The organism is Streptomyces sp. NPDC007164, assembly GCF_040634135.1.
GTDB classification, from domain to species: domain Bacteria; phylum Actinomycetota; class Actinomycetes; order Streptomycetales; family Streptomycetaceae; genus Streptomyces; species Streptomyces sanglieri.
The window spans coordinates 1-16,378 of record NZ_JBEYFB010000060.1 but is presented as its reverse complement, the minus strand read 5'-3'; the positions used below and the strand labels follow the sequence as shown (position 1 = coordinate 16,378).

Sequence of the window (16,378 nt, the reverse complement as noted above, 5' to 3'; positions counted from 1 at the left end):
CTGGGACGGTTCAGGCCATGTCCTCGGCGCGGATGCCGCCGCTGGCGAGCGCGAGGGCGCCGAGCTGGAACCGGCTCTGGGCGCCGAACCGGTCGGTCAGCTTCTCCGAGAGCCGGCGCACCGTGCGCAGGGAGACGTCCATCCGGCGGGCCGCCGCCGCGTCCGTGAGCCCTTGCGCCCACAGCCGGAGGACGTGCTGCTCCTGGAGGGAGAGGTTGCCGCGGGTACGGGGGCGTGCCTCCGCGAGCGGCAGGGCCTCGTTCCACAGCCGGGCGAACAGGGTTGCGAAGGCTTCCGTGACCGACTCGACGCCGCAGGCCATCGCGCCGACCACGCTGCGGCCGCTCGTGACCGGCACGACGGCGTGCCTGCGGTCGGAGACGATCATCCACACCGGCAGCGACGGCAGGGTGCGGACGGCACCGCCGCACTCCTCGTTCCGGCGCAGGCGCTCCGTCGCCTCGGGGTCGTTGCGGACGCTCTCCAGAACGATGGTGCGAGCGGGCGTACCGCGTCGTCGCAGGATCTCGTCCAGCGAGTGGCCGGCCTCGAAGGCCGCCGCGTCCGGCCGCTCGGCCGGTCCGACGGTCAGCCATTCGTTCGCGCACTCATCGGCGAGAAAGGTGATGTGCCGCCACACGGCGTCCGCGCCGGCCAGCCACTTGACGCCCGGAACGCTCTCCCGGCCGCCGCGCCCGCGCTCCGACAGCAGCCGCGTCACCTCCAGTCGGCTGCCCTCCACCTGGAGCCGGTGGCGGGCCAGTTCGTCCTGCTGCCGGGCGAGCATCGCTGCCAGCCCGACCTCCGGATCGACCGGCCGCCAGCCGCTGGCGGAGTCCCCCGGAACGACGAGCAGCAGGGCGGACAGCCGCTCCAGCCCGCCCAGGACCGTTTCCTCGGTCTCCGTCAGTTGCGCGGCCAGCTCGGCCACCTCCGCGCCGGGCCGGTCGACCATCGAGATGTACACACTCCGTGCAACGGAGTCGATACCCAGAGAGGTCCGCATGTCGTGCGCTCCTGTATGTCTTGTCGTACGGCACCTGTTGCTGTGGGACACGAGTCGAGTTCGGACCGGCGGCGCTCCCTCGGGACGTCACCGCGGGAACCGCCGGCCGGAGACCAGTAGAGCGGGAGCCGCCGCGACGGCGGATGCGTGGTGATCCCCCAAGTTCCTTTGGGACACCCACTCGTGGGGCGGGTGAGGACATCCCCACGGACGGCTTCCGCACCTCGACGAGCCGGTCTCCCGCGGCCGGGGCGCGCACCGGACCGGACCGGACACCGTCGCGCACGCCGTCCTGTTCGCGGGCCGCCGACGAGCTGTCTTCCGTGCTCCTCGGAGGGCGCGACCGGACAGAGGCTGCACAGGCTGTACCAGGGCTGTGCGACCGGAGGGCCGATCAGGCCGCCGCCTGCTCATGGCAATCGGGCGACCGGCCGAGCCCTGCGGGCCCGCACGACAAGCAGGCGCGGCAGACCGGGCCGCACGGCTGCGGCCGGGGTCGCGTGCGCCCCCCCATGGTGCGTCGTGCATGCCCCCATATATCCGCTGGGCCGACCACCCGCCCGAACACCCCTCTGCCGGACGGCGCCCGGTCGCACCCTCAGCCGCGCGTACGCCGCTGACCTGGCTCGTCGGGCGGCACGGCCGAGACCGGCCGTCCTCCGACGCCGAGGCGCTCCGTGCGCCCCGCCGACTCGCCGGCCAGGGGCACCGGGCAGGGGGGCGAGGATATGGGGGACATTCCCCCATGCGGGCTCCCCGTCACATCTGTGATCTCGGTCCTGTGGCCGATTCGTCCGCACACGCGACTCCACCGACCGTGCCCCCGGCCCCGTCGTGGCGGGCCGTCGCGATCCTCCGGGCCGGTACCGATCTCCCCTCGCCGGACGGCCGGTTGTCCGGTCGGGGACCGCAGGGTTCGGCTGGAGAGATCGACTGAGGGCGGGTGGACAAGCGCGCGACACTCCTGGCAGACACGGGTGATCTTGGTTGAGAACCCGTCCACCAGGAGCTCCGTTGTTGCGCAGGTGCGTCCAACTCGTCTTCAGTGCCACGAGGCTGGAAAGGGCTCAAGGGGCCTTCTCACCGGAGCGTGAGCGCAGCGGTGTTCCTCGCGGTCTTCGAATCCGACGCGTGCCGGAGTGACCGATGCCCAATCGTACAAAGTACCCCAGTACCTGGCGGCCGATGTGCTTGTCCTGGACGGCCCGGACCAGGAGGGCGCTGAGGAGTTCCTTCTTCACCAGGTAGGTCGGGGATCCGAGTTGAACGAGGTGGTCGACGTTCCCGTGCCGCAGGGTCAGAGCGACGATGGCATCCATGACATGCTCGTTCGCCTCGCTGTCGTCCCCGTCCCTGGACGTGAGTCACTTCAGCAAGGGCTCGCGCATGACCTCGTAGTTGTCCCAGACATAGGTCAGGACGGCCCTGCCGTAGCCGGGTTGGTCGAAGACGACTTCGTCGTGGCTGCCAACTCCGGCGCCGGCATCGACGACACGGCGGCGCAACCCGCGGCCGGCGAATGCTGCACTTGTCGTCGAGGCGAAGCCGCTCCCGTCGGCGGCGTCGGCGCTGATGATTTGCTGCAGGTCCCGGGCGGCCTTGGCCACTACGGGCATTGCAGCGGATTGGCGCACAGCGAGGGCCATGGAGTCGGCCCAAGGGGCTCTGCGTCGGTGGTCCGGGTACGCGGCCGGGTTCGGGCCGTGTGCCGATGACCGGACTGACCTGCTACAGACCGGGCGGACGGACCCGGAGGTACTACTCGCTTCGCGGTATCGAGGCCGCAAGGGTGAACCGAAGGGCATCGGCATTCGGGATCTGCGCGATTCTGCTGGTCGGGGAACACATCCAGCCTCGGTGACCTGATCGTGCTGGTCTGGGAAAACCTGGGGGGTGCATATTTGCACACGAAACGCCCTTCGTGGTTAAGGCTTCTTGTGAGTCGATCAATGTGGCTGATACGTTAATTGGCATGATCAGGGCAACGGGAATATTTGGAGATCAGGGATTTAGGAATCTATTCGTTGCGACAGCGGCTAGTGCCGCAAGTGTGAGTATTGCAAGAATTGCGATTCCTCTGGTCGCGGTTATAGCGTTGGATGTTGGCGACTTCGAGGTGGGTCTTGTATCCACCTTTTTGACCCTTCCTTTTCTCTTGATCGGCCTGCCGGCCGGTGTGTGGGTGGACAGGCTGAGGCGTCGCAATATACTGGCGTTCTGTCAGCTGGCTCGGTCCGTCATCTTGATTTCCATCCCTTTGTTCTGGTGGGCGGATCTCCTTTCGATTTGGCAGCTCTATGTCACGGTTCTACTCTTCGGTTCCTGCAATGTCTTCTTTGATGTTGCGTATCAGAGTTACCTGCCGAGTCTCATAGGGCGGGACAGAGTTCTGGAAGGGAACGCGAAGCTCGTCGGCGTTCAACAGGTTTTCGCCGTGGGCGGTCCATCGCTCGGCGGTCAGGTGGTGGCGCTGCTTACCGCTCCGGTCTCTTTCGTGGTGACCAGTGTGGGTCTCGCCGTAGCTTCGATCTCCATCTTCCGGATTCGCACTGTGGAGAAGGAACCCGTCCGCAGGCCGGAGTCCCGGATGCTCAAGGAGGTCGAGGCCGGACTGCGTCTGGTGTGGGGAAACGCCCGGCTTCTTGCCATCGCAGGCTCGACGGCCTGGCTGAACCTGACGTCCTATGCCGTCTATACGGTGACCATGCTCTTCCTGGCGAGGACGCTGGACCTTTCGCCCGCTCTGATCGGCCTTTTCCTGAGTGTGTCCGGCGTGGGCGGGCTCCTCGGTTCCTTTGTCTCCAGGCGCATATCCGAGAAATTTGGGCCCGGCCCAGCCATGTGGCTGATACTGCTGATCGGGTCCCCTTTCGCACTCGTCCTTCCGTTCGTCGATTCCGGCTGGTCCCTCTGGATCGCGGCGTGCGCGAACGGCCTCACCGCGTTCATGACAGTCGTTTACAACGTCACTCAGGTCAGTTGTACACAGGCTCTGACGCCCGATGAATATCTCGGACGTGTCAATGCGACGATGCGATTCCTGACCTGGAGTGCGATGCCGGCCGGTTCCATGCTGGGCGGCGCGGTGGCAGGGTGGGTTGGGTCGCGCGAGGCGCTCCTCGTATGCGCGGCCGCCGGGTGTTTCGCCTTCCTTCCGATTCTCTTGTCATCACTGCGCGGAATGCGCAAGTTCCCCTCGTCGCCGGACAAGGGCGACGCGACTCCTGAGGGGGCCGTCGCCAAGGGCTGAAGTGCCAGGTGCGTCACCCGGTGGATTGCCCAGTGTGTGACCCTGGCAAATTCTACTTCTGAATTTGCCGGCTCCATCCTCACTGAATCCTGCCCGTTGTGCGGCCCAACGCTCCTCTGTGGAGGCGTTTCGGTGAAGTCCGTGCGTGCCAGCGGGGAGGGAGCTGATCTATGCGCAGAAAGGGTTCCCTGAGAATGGCTGTGGGTAGTGACGACTTCGCCGGATCTACTGTGTTCGTGCTGGACTCTCAACTCCACAACGCTATAGGCAAGTTCGCAAGAAATAGTGGCGTGGCTCCGGAGGTGGTGGTCGAGAAGATCGGGCACCTGCTCATGGCGCGATACGGCGGCCAGGGCGACGGGGCGCCTACGCTTCCGGACGCCGACACCCCCGTCGGTGAGTGGCTGCTGGAGCCGACGACGCACGGCGCGGCCGGGAGCGACGGCGTCAGCCCCCTCGCGTCCTTGGCCGCCGATGGTCGCTCTGTCCGCCTCGTCACCGCACCCCACGAGCCCCTCGATCAGGCTGCGGACCGGACGACAGGCCACTTCAGGACACTTCTCGCCGCCCTCGTCGCGGACCCTGCGGCCCTCGTCGGCACCCTGAACCTGCTGACCGAAGCCGAACGACGGCAGATCCTCGTCGACTGGAACGACTCCGAGGTACACCATCCGGCCGACGCATTATCACCTGCGATGATCACTCTGCAAGCGGCGCGCACTCCGCAAGCCACTGCCGTGATCTGCGGCGAACAGCAGCTCTCGTACCAAGAACTAAACGCATGGGCCAATCAACTGGCCCGCCACCTCATAAGCCTCGGCGTGGGCCCCGGCAGCCTCGTGGCGGTCTGTCTGCGCCCGGGCGTCGAGCTCGTCGCGACTTTGCTGGGCATCTTGAAGTCCGGCGCTGCCTACGTTCCCTTGGACCCGGACCATCCGACAGAGCGGCTCACCTTCCTGCTGAAGGACACCGGGGCTTCGGCCGTTGTCAGCCAGGAGGCCCTCCGCAGTCGGCTGCCGTCCGCGGGACCGTCGGTCGTGTGCGTGGACAGCGACGGGCCGGCCATCGCGGGGCTCCCCGCCGACGATGTGCCTCCCGCCGCCGGCAGCGACGATCTCGCGTACGTCATCTACACCTCCGGATCGACGGGAACGCCCAAGGGCGTCCAGGTCAGCCACCGCAACTTTGCGGACTTTCTGATGAGCGCCGACTCCGCGTTCCCGCGCACCGGACGAGGCCACGGATCGGTCCTGCTGTCGTCCATTGCCTTCGATCTGCCGATCCCCTCGATCTTTCTGCCGCTGGTTCAGGGGGAGTCTGTGGTCGTTATGGCGGAGCCCGGTCCTGCGGGCATCGGCATGCTCGCCGCGGCCTTCGCCAGGGGCGAACACTTCAGCACGGTCAAACTCACCCCCTCTCACCTCGAACTCCTCTTGGAGGAGCTCGACCGGAGAGACGCCCTCCTCGACGTGGGAACCCTGGTGGTGGCGGGCGAGCCGTTCACCGCCGACCTCGCAACGACGGCTGCCGCGCGCTGCGCCCCGCACACCGTCGTCCTCAACGAATACGGGCCCACCGAGACGACCGTGGGAGCCACCCTCTATGAGGTGAGCCCGGGCATGCTTGCGACCAGTGGCACACTGCCCATCGGGCGGCCGATGGCGAACACCCAGCTGTATGTGATGGACGGGCACGGCAACCCGGCCCCCGTCGGATTCCCGGGCGAGCTGTGGATCGGCGGAGCGGGTGTCGCCCGCGGCTATCTCAACCGTCCGGAACTCACCGCCGAACGCTTTGTGCCCCACCCGTTCTCCGACGACCCGGATGCCCGCGTCTACCGCACAGGCGACCTCGTCCGATGGCTCCCGGACGGGAACATCGACTTCCTCGGGCGGATGGACCACCAACTGAAGATCCGCGGATTCCGGGTCGAGCTCGGCGAGATCGACGCCGCCGTTCTCGCGCACCCGGAGGTGACCCAAGCGGTCACCGTGGTGCGTGAGGACCAGCCGGGCGACAAACGCCTGGTCTCGTACATCGTCTGCGACGGGCCGAGCGCCGTCTCACGGCAGGGGCGCGACGGAGCGGCCGACGCCGCGCCGGCAGCAGGTGGGCTCGCGCGGTACGCCAATGCCCCGGTCGCCGGCGGCGATGAGGCCGAGCTCCGCCGGGCGCTGCGCAGGCACGTCGCCGAGCGGCTCCCCGAGCACATGGTGCCCAACGCGTTCGTGGTCCTGGAGCGGCTGCCGCTGTCCGCCAACGGCAAGGTGGACCGGCAGGCCCTCCCCAAGCCCAGCGGCCTGCGCGCCGAGTTCGACGGGCGGTACGTGGCGCCGCGCACACCCACGGAGGAACGACTCGCCCAGATCTGGGCCGACATCCTGGCCGTGGACCGAGTGGGCATCCACGACGACTTCTTCGACCTCGGCGGGCACTCGCTGCTGGTGATGCGTGTGGTCAACCGCATCACGAGCGACCTGCGCCTGGACCTTACCGTCGGAGACCTGTTCGCCTGCCCCTCCGTCGCCGCCCTTGCCGAGCGCGCGGAGGAACTCCCGGACTCCGTGGCCGCCGCCCCGAAGCCGCGCGGCCGCAAGGACCGGGACGCTCCCCTGTCGTTCGGACAGCAGCGCCTGTGGTTCCTGCACCGGCTCACGCCCGACAGCGGACAGCTCCTGACCCACCGGGTCGTGCGGCTGCGCGGCGTCGTGGACGCCCCCGCACTCGACGCCGCCTTCACCGGGCTCCTCGGACGCCACGAGGTGCTGCGCACCAGGATCGTGCGGGGTGACGACGGCGAGCCGCGCCAACACGTCGTCCCGGCGGTCGAGTTCAGGGTCGAGCGGCGGGACGCGGCCGGGCGCGACGAGGCGCTCCTGCTGGCACGGGAGGAGGCCCGCAGGCCGCTGGATCCCGAGGACGGCCCGCTGCTGCGCGCGGTCCTGGTGCGCGAGGCGGCCGACACGCACCTCCTCCTGGTGGTCCTGCACCACATCGTCTCCGACGACTGGTCGGCTTCTGTCCTCGCCGAGGAGGTGGGGGAGCTCTATGCGGCGGCCGTTGAGGACCGCGCCCCTGCGCTGCCCGAACTTCCTGTTCAGTACGCGGACTTCGCCGCCTGGGAGCGCGACCGGCTCCGCAGCGACCTCCTGGAACGTCAACTGGCCTACTGGCGCGAGCGGTTGGTGGGTCTCGAACCCCTGGAGCTGCCCACCGACCGTCAGCGGCCGCCGCAGCGCACGGGCGCCGGCGCGAGCGTGGGGTTCGCCGTCCCCGCCGAGGTGTCCGAAGGGCTGCGGCGGCTGGCGCGCCGTACGGGCGTCACCCCCTTCATGGCGTTCCTCGCGGTGTTCCAGCTCCACCTCGCCAAGTACTGCGGGCAGGACGACGTGGCCGTCGGGGTGCCCGCGGCGGGCCGCAACCGGGCTGAGACCGAAGGCCTGATCGGCTTCTTCGTGAACACCCTGGTGATCCGTGCGGACCTGTCGGGCGACCCCACGTTCGAAGAGTTCCTCGGCCGGGTCAGGGAGTCCGCGCACGGCGCCTACGCCCACCAGGACGTGCCCTTCGAGCGGCTCGTGGAGGACCTCGCGCCCGACCGCGACCTGAGCCGCACCCCGCTCTTCCAGGCGATGCTCACTCCGCAGAACCTCTCCGACGAGGTGTGGGACCTCCCCGGCCTGGAGAGCGAACCGCTCCGCACGGGCATGGACGGTGCCCAGTTCGACCTCACCCTTGTCCTCCAGGAATCCTCCGACACGTTTCAGGGGCTGCTCAGCTACAGCACCGACCTCTTCGAGCGGGCCACGGCTGAGCGGATGGCCCGGCACTTCCAGACCCTGCTGGCCAGGGCGGTCGACGCACCCGATGCCCGGATCGGCGCGCTCGACATGCTCAGCGCCGCCGACCGGCACCAGCTCCTCGAGGAGTGGAACGACACCGGCCACCCGCTGCCCGCCGACAGCGTGCCCGCCCTCTTCGAGAAACAGGCGGCCGCGACCCCGGACGCACCGGCCGTGCTCCACGAGGACACCGGGCTCAGCTACGGCGAACTCAACCGGCGTGCCAACAGGATCGCCCACCGCCTGATCTCCGCCGGCGCGGGACCGGGACAGGTGGTGGCGCTGGCCCTTCCCAAGTCCGTCGACCTGGTCGCGGCGCTCTTGGGCGTGGCCAAGACCGGCGCCGCCTACCTGCCGATCGACGTCCAGCACCCGGCCGACCGCATCGCGTACATGATCGAGGACACCCGGCCTACCTGCGCTCTCACGCACACCACCGTCCAGAGCGCGCTGCCCGCGGAGCCGCACCGGCTCGTCCTGGACGACCCGGACTGCGCGGCGGAGATCGACGCGTGCCCGGCCACCGATCCGCACGACGGCGACCGGCTCGGGCCCGTCACCCGGGACACACCCTTCTACGTTATGTACACCTCGGGCTCCACCGGGCGCCCCAAGGGCGTGGTGATGCCCGGCACGGGCCTGGTGAACCTCACGTCCTGGCTGCGCGCGGCCACCCCCGGCGAACCGCACGGCAGGGTCGCCCAGTTCGCGACGATCAGCTTCGACATCGCGCCCTACGAGATCCTCAGCGCCCTCCTGTACGGCAAGTGCCTGGTCGTCGCGCCGGAGAACGTCCGCATTGACCCGGTCGGCCTGGTGCGCTGGCTGGAGCGGCACGGCATCCACGAACTCAACGCCCCGAACCTCGTCCTGGAGCAGTTCTACAAGGCGGCCAACGCCACGGGCGCCGTCCTGCCGGAGCTGCGCGTCATCGCCCAGGGCGGCGACACGCACGTACTCGGCGACTCCGCCCGCGCCTTCCACACCCGCCACCCCTGGTGCACCCTGCACAACGGCTACGGGCCGACCGAGACGCACGGCGTCACCGACCACGCGCTGCCCGCAGACGTCTCGCGGTGGCCCGGCGTCGCCCCCATCGGCCGGCCCGTCGGCAACACGCGCCTGTACGTCCTCGACGCGCACCGCAGGCTCGTGCCGCCGGGCGCTGCGGGCGAGTTGTACGCGGCCGGGGTCGGTCTCGCCCACGGCTATCTGCGCCGCCCGGAGCTCACCGACGAGCGCTTCGTCCCCGACCCCTACGGCGCATCCGGCAGCCGCATGTACCGCACGGGCGACCTCGTGCGGTGGCTGCCCGACGGCACGCTCGACTTCCTCGGCCGCATCGACCAGCAGGTCAAGGTGCGCGGCATCCGCATCGAGCTCGGCGAGGTCGAGTCGACCCTCATGGAGCACGAGGACATGGCGTCCTGCGTGGTGCTCGCGTGGGAGAACGGGCCGGGTGACAAGCGCCTCGCCGCGTACTGCGTGCCGAGGGCCGGTCGCGACCTCGACGTGTCCGTGCTGCGGGCGTGGTGCGCGCGTAGCCTGCCTGAGTACATGGTGCCCAGCGGCTTCGTCCTCCTCGACCGGCTGCCCCTGACTGCGAACAAGAAGGTGGACCGCAAGTCCCTGCCCGCACCCGAGGGCGAACGGCCGGAGCTCGCGCAGGGCTACGTCGCCCCGCGCACCCCGGTCGAGGAACAGGTGGCCCGCGTCTGGGCCGACGTGCTGGGCGTGGAGCGGGTCGGGATCCACGACAACTTCTTCTCCCTCGGCGGCCATTCGCTCCTTGCGATGCGCGTCGTCAACGGCCTCGCGAACAAAGTGCAGATGGAGGTGCCGGTACGTGATCTCTTCGCTCATCCGACGGTCGCGGGCCTCGTCGAGCACCTGAGCGACCGGCCCGGGGACGCGGACCGCGTTCCGCTGCTCCCCAGGGCCGCCGGCGGTGAACTGCCCCTGTCCTTCGGGCAGCAGCGCCTGTGGTTCCTCGACCAGCTGCAGGCCGAGTCGGCCGAGTATCTGCTGCCGGTCGTCGTCCGTCTGCGCGGCACCGTGGACGACGCCGCGCTGCAGCGGGCCCTCACGCGGCTCGTCGAGCGGCACGAGGCGCTGCGGACGCGGTTCGTCACGGGCCCCGACGGCGACCCGCGGCAACTCGTGGACAAGCCTGCCGACTTATCCCTGACCCGGCTCGACGGCGGGGCGGAGCCGCTGGAGGTGGTGCGGCGCGAGGCGTTCCGGCCGATGGACCTCGCAGCGGGACCGCTGGTGCGGGCGGCCCTGGTGCGGGCCGCCGGGGACGAGCACCTGCTCCTGGTCGTGGTGCACCACATCGTCTCCGACGGCTGGTCGATGCGGCTTGTCGCGCAGGAGCTGCCGGAGCTGTACGCCGCCGAGCGCGCGGGCCGCCCCGCGGACCTCGCGGCGCTGCCGGTGCAGTACGCGGACTTCGCGCTCTGGCAGCGGGAGTGGCTGCGCGACGCCGCACTCGACGGCCAACTGGACTACTGGCGCGTGGCGTTGGCCGGCCTTGAGCCGCTGGAGCTGCCGACGGACCGGCCGCGGCCGCCGGTGCGCTCGGGGCGCGGGTCGAGCATCGAGTTCGAGGTGCCCGGCGCCGTGGCGGAAGGGCTGCGGGAGCTGGCGCGGCGCGAGGACTGCACGCTGTTCATGGTGCTGCTCGGCCTCTTCCAGGTGCTGCTCTCCTCGTACTCGGGCCAGTCCGACGTCGCGGTCGGCGTGCCGATCGCCGGACGGAACAGGTCGGAGACCGAGGGCCTGGTCGGGTTCTTCGTCAACAACCTTGTCCTGCGGGCCGACCTCGGCGACAACCCGACGGTCCGAGAGCTGCTGCGGCAGGTCAAGGGCCGTGCCCTGGACGCCTACGGCAATCAGGACATCCCCTTCGAGCGCCTCGTGGAAGAGCTGGCCCCCGAGCGGGACCTCTCGCGCACCCCGCTGTTCCAGGTGATGCTCGCCCCGCAGGACGGCGCCGACGAGCACTGGCGGTTCGAGGGACTGGACGCCGAGTGGCTGCCGCTCCGAGCAGCCACCTCTGCCCTGGACCTGATGATGTCGGTCCGTGAGGACGGCGACCGCATCGCGGCCCGTGTCGAGTACTCCACCGACCTCTTCGACCGCGCGACGGTCGAAAGGATGGCGGGGCACTTCGGGGTGCTTCTCGCGGCCGCGGTCGCGGGCCCCGACCGGAGGGTCGGCGAACTGGAGCTGCTGACCGGCGCCGCACGCGAGCGGCTCCTCGTCCAGTGGAACGACACGGCGGCCCCCTTCCCCGCGGATCTCGGCGTCCCCGAGCTCTTCGAGGAGCGTGTGCGCGAGCGCCCGGACGCGGTGGCGCTGACCCTCGGCGAACAGTCCCTCACATACGGGGAGTTGAACGCCGCGGCCAACCGGCTCGCCCGCCGCCTCAAGGGGCTGGGAGTGGGCCCGGACACGCTCGTCGCGGTCTGTCTGGAGCGCGGCCCCGACATGGTCGTCGGCCTGCTGGCTGTGCTCAAGGCCGGTGGCGCGTACGTCCCGCTGGACCCCGAATACCCCGTGGACCGCCTCATGTTCATGCTGGAGGACACCGCGGCCCCGGTCGTGGTGACCCAGGAGAGCCTGCGCGACCGGCTGCCCGAGAGCGGCGCCGCGGTCGTCAGCGTGGACGGTGCCGCGGACGCGGCGGCCGTGGCGCGGGAGAGCGCCGCGGACCTGCCGTCCGAAGCATCCGGCGACGACCTTGCGTACGTCATCTACACCTCGGGATCCACCGGCAGGCCCAAGGGCGTCGGGGTGCCCCGGAGCGCCCTCACCAACCTGCTGCTCGGGCTGCGCGACCGGCTGGACGTCTCGCCCGAGGACCGGCTGCTGTCCGTGACGACCATCATGTTCGACATCTCCAACCTGGAGCTGTACGTGCCGCTGGTCACGGGGGCCCGGGTGGTGCTGGCCGGCAGGGAACAGGCCCGCGACCCGCTGGCGCTCGCCGCGCTCCTGACCGAGCAGCGTGTCACCGTGATGCAGGCGACCCCGTCGGTCTGGCAGATGCTCGTCGATGTGCTGCCGGACGAGGCCGCGGGGCTGCACGTCCTGACCGGCGGCGAGGCGCTGCCCCTGGACCTCGCCGAGCGTCTGACCCGCAGGGCCCGACGGGTCACCAACCTCTACGGGCCGACGGAGACCACCATCTGGTCCCTGGCCGCCGAGGTGGCGCCCGGGGCACGCGCCGTCAGCATTGGCGAGCCCATCGCCAACACGGAGCTCTTCGTGATGGACCGGTTCGCCCGCCTGGCTCCGGTGGGTGTGCCGGGTGAGTTGTGGATCGGCGGGGCCGGCGTGGCCCGCGGCTATCTGAACCGCCCCGAGCTGACGGCGGAACGCTTTGTGCGGCACCCCTTCTCGAAGGACCCGCAGGCCCGTGTCTACCGCACCGGTGACCTCGTGCGGCGGCTGGCCGACGGCACTGTCGAGTATCTGGGGCGGATCGACCATCAGGTCAAGGTCCGGGGGCATCGCATCGAACTCGGTGAGGTCGAGTCCGCGCTCCTGCGGCACGATGCCGTCGATTCCGCGGTCGTCGTCGTGCGCGAGGACCCGCCGGGCGCGAAGCGGCTGGTGGCCTACTGCGTCACGGGACGCGGCACCGAACGGCCCGACGTGTCCGCGCTGCGGGCGTGGTGCGCGCGGAGCCTGCCCGAGTACATGGTGCCGAGCGCGTTCGTCTTCCTGGACCGGCTGCCGTTGACCGGCAACAAGAAGGTGGACCGCAAGGCCCTGCCCGCACCCGACGCCGAGCGCCCCGACCTGGGGGAGACGTACGTCGCCCCGCGCACACCGGCGGAGCGGGTGGTGGCCCGCGTCTGGAGCGATCTGCTCGGCGTGGACCGGGTCGGCGCCCACGACAACTTCTTCGGGCTCGGCGGCGACTCCATCCTCAGCATCCAGGTCATCGCCCGCGTCCGAAGGTTCGGCCTGTTCATCACCCCGCCGATGATGTTCAGCCACCCCACGGTCACGGAACTGGCGGAGCACGCGGCGCCCTGCAGCCAGACCTCCGAGCCCCCGGTGACAGGGGCGGTGACGGCGACCGCGCACCAGCGGGCGCTTCTGGACGACGCCTCGTACCACGGAGTCCAGGGCGCCACCGCCCGGCTGATCGCCACCCCGGAGCTCGACGCCGAAGCGCTGCGCCAGGCACTGGCCGTGGTGATCGACCACCACGAAGCGCTGCGCCTGCGCTCCGAACCGGGCGGCGACGCACGGAAGTTGTACGTCACCTCCGACGCGGACGCGCACCTGGACCACCATGACCTGACGGACCGGACGGAGGAGGCCGGTCGCACGGCGATGGAGGCCGCCTGCCGCACCCTGCGGGCGGGCCTCGACCCGGCCGAGGGCCCGCTGCTGCGCGGCGCCGTCTTCGACATCGGTGAACGCAGGGCCCGGCACCTCCTCCTTGTCGCCCATCGACTCGCGGTCGACGAGGAATCCTGGCCGATCCTGCTGGCCGATCTGGACATCGCGTACCAGGCCCTTGCGGCGGGCAAGGACGTCGTACTGCCCCTGAAGAGCACGCCGTTCACGGCCTGGGCGGCACGTGTCGCCGACGCGGGGGCGGAGCCCTCCGCCACGGCCCGGGTGCGGATCCACGCCGAGTGGGCCCCGAGCGCAACGCCCGCGCATGCCACGGAGGAGGAGCGGGGGACCCGGCTGACCGAAGTCGCCCTGGAGGCACTGGAGTCGGCGGTGCGCGACTGGCGGGAGGGGCCCGCACGGGTCGAGCTCGCCGTGAGCGGCCGTGAGCGGCCCTTCGACGGCATGGACCTCACCCGCACCGTCGGCTGCCTGCTGCGTCCGGCGGAAAGCCGGACCGAGGGACGTGCCGGTGGCGAGCGGACCGCTGTGGTGCTGACCGTCGCCCAGTCGGCCGCCCCGCCGCCCGCGGGTCTGGGCGAAGCAGTCCAACTACCCCTGAATGAAGGCGAATTCGCCGCCCCGGTCGGCGTGCGCGTCCACTCCCTGGACGTCACCGCCGTGCTCCAGGACGGGTCGCTGTCCTTCGAGCTCGCCTACGCGGCCGACACGTACACCGAGGGATCGATCGAAGCACTTGCCCAAAGCCTGCGGAGCCGCGTGACGGAACTGCTCGACGAGACCGCCGGCGCAGGCCGCAACACCGTCTCGGCCGACAGCTTCCCGCTCGCGGGACTCGATGAAGCAGGTCTGGCGTCAGTCCTTGAAAGGTTCTCAAAATGACCAACGTCGAAAACATCTACAAGCTGACGCCACTTCAGTCCGGGATGCTGTTCCACGTCCTGTACGACGCGTCGGACGCGAACCCCTATGTCGCCCAGTCCATCGACGAGTTCACCGGACCGCTGGACGTGACGCGGCTGCGGGAGGCTTGGCAGACGGTGGTCGACCGCCACTCGGCACTGCGCAGCGCGTTCGTGTGGGAGGGCCTGAACGAGCCGGTGCAGGTGGTGCAGCGCAAGGTCGAGCTGCCCTTCGAGGTCATCGACTGGCGGTCTCTGCCGGCCGGCGAACAGCGGAGTCGGCTCGACGACGTGCTCGGCGAGGACCGCGGCCGTGGCTTCGAACTGGGCTCCGCGCCGCTGCTGCGCCTGACGGTGGTCCGCCTCGCCGACGAGCGGGCGACGGTCCTGTGGACCTTCCACCACCTGCTGCTCGACGGCTGGAGCACGCAGATGGTGCAGAAGGAGGTGTTCACCCTCTACCGCGCCGCCACGGACGGCACCGCGGCCCGGCTCCCCGACCCCATCCCGTACGCGCGCTACATCGGCTGGCTCGACGAGCAGTCCCGGGACCGCGCCGAGCAGTTCTGGCGCCGCTATCTGGGCGGATTCGCCGAGCCGACGGCACTCGGCATCGGCGGGGCGACCGGCGCGAGCGGCTTCGGGGACGTCGACCTGGAGCTCGGCGCCCACCTTGCGGGCTGTCTCGGCGACTTCGCCCGCGCCCACCGGGTGACCGTCAACACGGTGGTGCAGGGCGCCTGGGCGCTGCTCCTCTCCCGCTACGGCGGCGGCGACGACGTCGTCTACGGATCCACCGTCTCCGGGCGACCCGCGGGGCTCGCCGACGCAGAATCGATCGTCGGCCTGTTCATCAACACGCTGCCGGTGCGTGCCCGGGTGCGGTCGGATCTTCCGGTGGTGGATTGGTTGCGTGAACTCCAGGTCGAGCATGTGGAGTTGAGGCAGTACGAGTACACGTCGCTGGTCGACGCGCAGGGGTGGAGCGCGGTTCCGAAGGGCGAGCGGCTCTTCCAGTCCATCCTCGTCTTCGAGAACTACCCGAAGATCCTCGGGGAATCGGACCTGCCGGAAAACCTCGCCGTGCAGCACCAGAAGGGCATCGCCCGCACGGGCTACCCCCTCACCGTCGCCGTCGGCCACACCGACGAGCACCTCCTCGCGGAAGTCACGTACGACAAGAGCCTGTTCCGGCACGAGGAGATCGAGCGTCTCGCCGGTCACTTCGGTGCGCTCCTTTCGTCCTTGGTGGTCGATCCGGCGGCCCTGGTGGGTGAGTTGGAGATGCTGGGTGCGGCGGAGTTACGTGCGCTGTGGGGGGACTGGGGCGGTGCGGAGGCGGGTGTCGCGGATGCGGCGACGTTGCACGGTCTGGTGGCGGAGCGGGCACGGGAGTGTCCGGGTGCGGTGGCCGTGGTCTTCGGCGAAGAGTCGCTTTCGTACGGTGAGTTGAACGCCCGGTCGAACCGGCTCGCACATCACCTCGAAGCGCGCGGGGTTGCTACCGGCACTCTGGTCGGGGTGTGCATGGAGCGCGGGATCGATCTGGTGGTCGGTCTGCTCGGCGTACTGAAGGCCGGTGGCGCATACGTGCCGCTGGATCCCGAATACCCTTCCGGGCGACTCGCGTTCATGGTCGAGGATATGGCGGCTCCGGTCGTGGTGACGCGGGCGGGGCTGCGGGAGCGGCTGCCCGAGAGCGGATTCACCGCCGTGTGCGTCGACGCCGAAAGCGAGGCCATCGGCCGCGAGTCGTCCGGCGACCTCGTGACGGATGTCGGGCCGGGTGATCTGGCGTATGTGATCTACACGTCGGGTTCGACGGGTGTGCCGAAGGGTGTGCTGGTCGAGCACCGCAGTGTGGTGAACCGGTTGCGGGGTACGGATGGGGACTTCGGGTTCGCTCCGGAGGATGTGTGGACGCTGTTCCACTCCTTCGCCTTCGACTTCTCGGTGTGGGAGATCTGGGGCGCGCTGACGTACGGCGGTCGCCTCGTGG

At 69.9% G+C, this 16,378-nt stretch carries 6 protein-coding genes; 3 read left to right on the top strand and 3 right to left on the bottom strand.

The features are described from left to right. Nucleotides 1-10: 10 nt before the first annotated feature. The 3 genes from ABZ622_RS37175 to ABZ622_RS37165 form a co-directional block, all read right to left on the bottom strand. On the bottom strand, nucleotides 11-1,006 hold the full coding sequence (locus tag ABZ622_RS37175) for a helix-turn-helix domain-containing protein (RefSeq protein ID WP_360551029.1): 996 nt from the start codon (nucleotides 1,004-1,006) through the stop codon (nucleotides 11-13). Between the two features lie 1,067 nt (nucleotides 1,007-2,073). After that, entirely contained in the window at nucleotides 2,074-2,325 is a 252-nt protein-coding gene (locus ABZ622_RS37170) for a hypothetical protein (protein ID WP_360551027.1), read from the bottom strand. Between the two features lie 45 nt (nucleotides 2,326-2,370). Continuing rightward, complete coding sequence (locus ABZ622_RS37165) at nucleotides 2,371-2,613, bottom strand: hypothetical protein (protein ID WP_360551025.1); 243 nt, start codon at nucleotides 2,611-2,613, stop codon at nucleotides 2,371-2,373. A 365-nt stretch (nucleotides 2,614-2,978) separates the two neighbouring features. On the opposite strand from ABZ622_RS37165, the gene ABZ622_RS37160 reads away from it, so the two are divergent. From ABZ622_RS37160 to ABZ622_RS37150, 3 genes are all read left to right on the top strand, one after another. Next, nucleotides 2,979-4,256 (top strand): MFS transporter, encoded by a 1,278-nt coding sequence (locus ABZ622_RS37160; RefSeq protein WP_360551023.1) that lies wholly within the window; start codon nucleotides 2,979-2,981, stop codon nucleotides 4,254-4,256. Nucleotides 4,257-4,546: 290 nt separating this feature from the next. Next, on the top strand, nucleotides 4,547-14,359 hold the full coding sequence (locus ABZ622_RS37155; RefSeq protein ID WP_360551021.1) for an amino acid adenylation domain-containing protein: 9,813 nt from the start codon (nucleotides 4,547-4,549) through the stop codon (nucleotides 14,357-14,359). Then, on the top strand, nucleotides 14,356-16,378 hold a 2,023-nt coding region (locus ABZ622_RS37150), incomplete at its 3' end, for a condensation domain-containing protein (protein WP_360551019.1). The genes ABZ622_RS37155 and ABZ622_RS37150, both read left to right, overlap by 4 nt.

What these genes read in the sequence shown, in the direction of transcription:
- ABZ622_RS37160 (WP_360551023.1), top strand. Translation starts at nt 2,979, where the DNA reads ATGATCAGGGCAACGGGAATATTTGGAGATCAGGGATTTAGGAATCTA.
- ABZ622_RS37170 (WP_360551027.1), bottom strand. Translation starts at nt 2,325, where the DNA reads ATGGATGCCATCGTCGCTCTGACCCTGCGGCACGGGAACGTCGACCAC.
- ABZ622_RS37175 (WP_360551029.1), bottom strand. Translation starts at nt 1,006, where the DNA reads ATGCGGACCTCTCTGGGTATCGACTCCGTTGCACGGAGTGTGTACATC.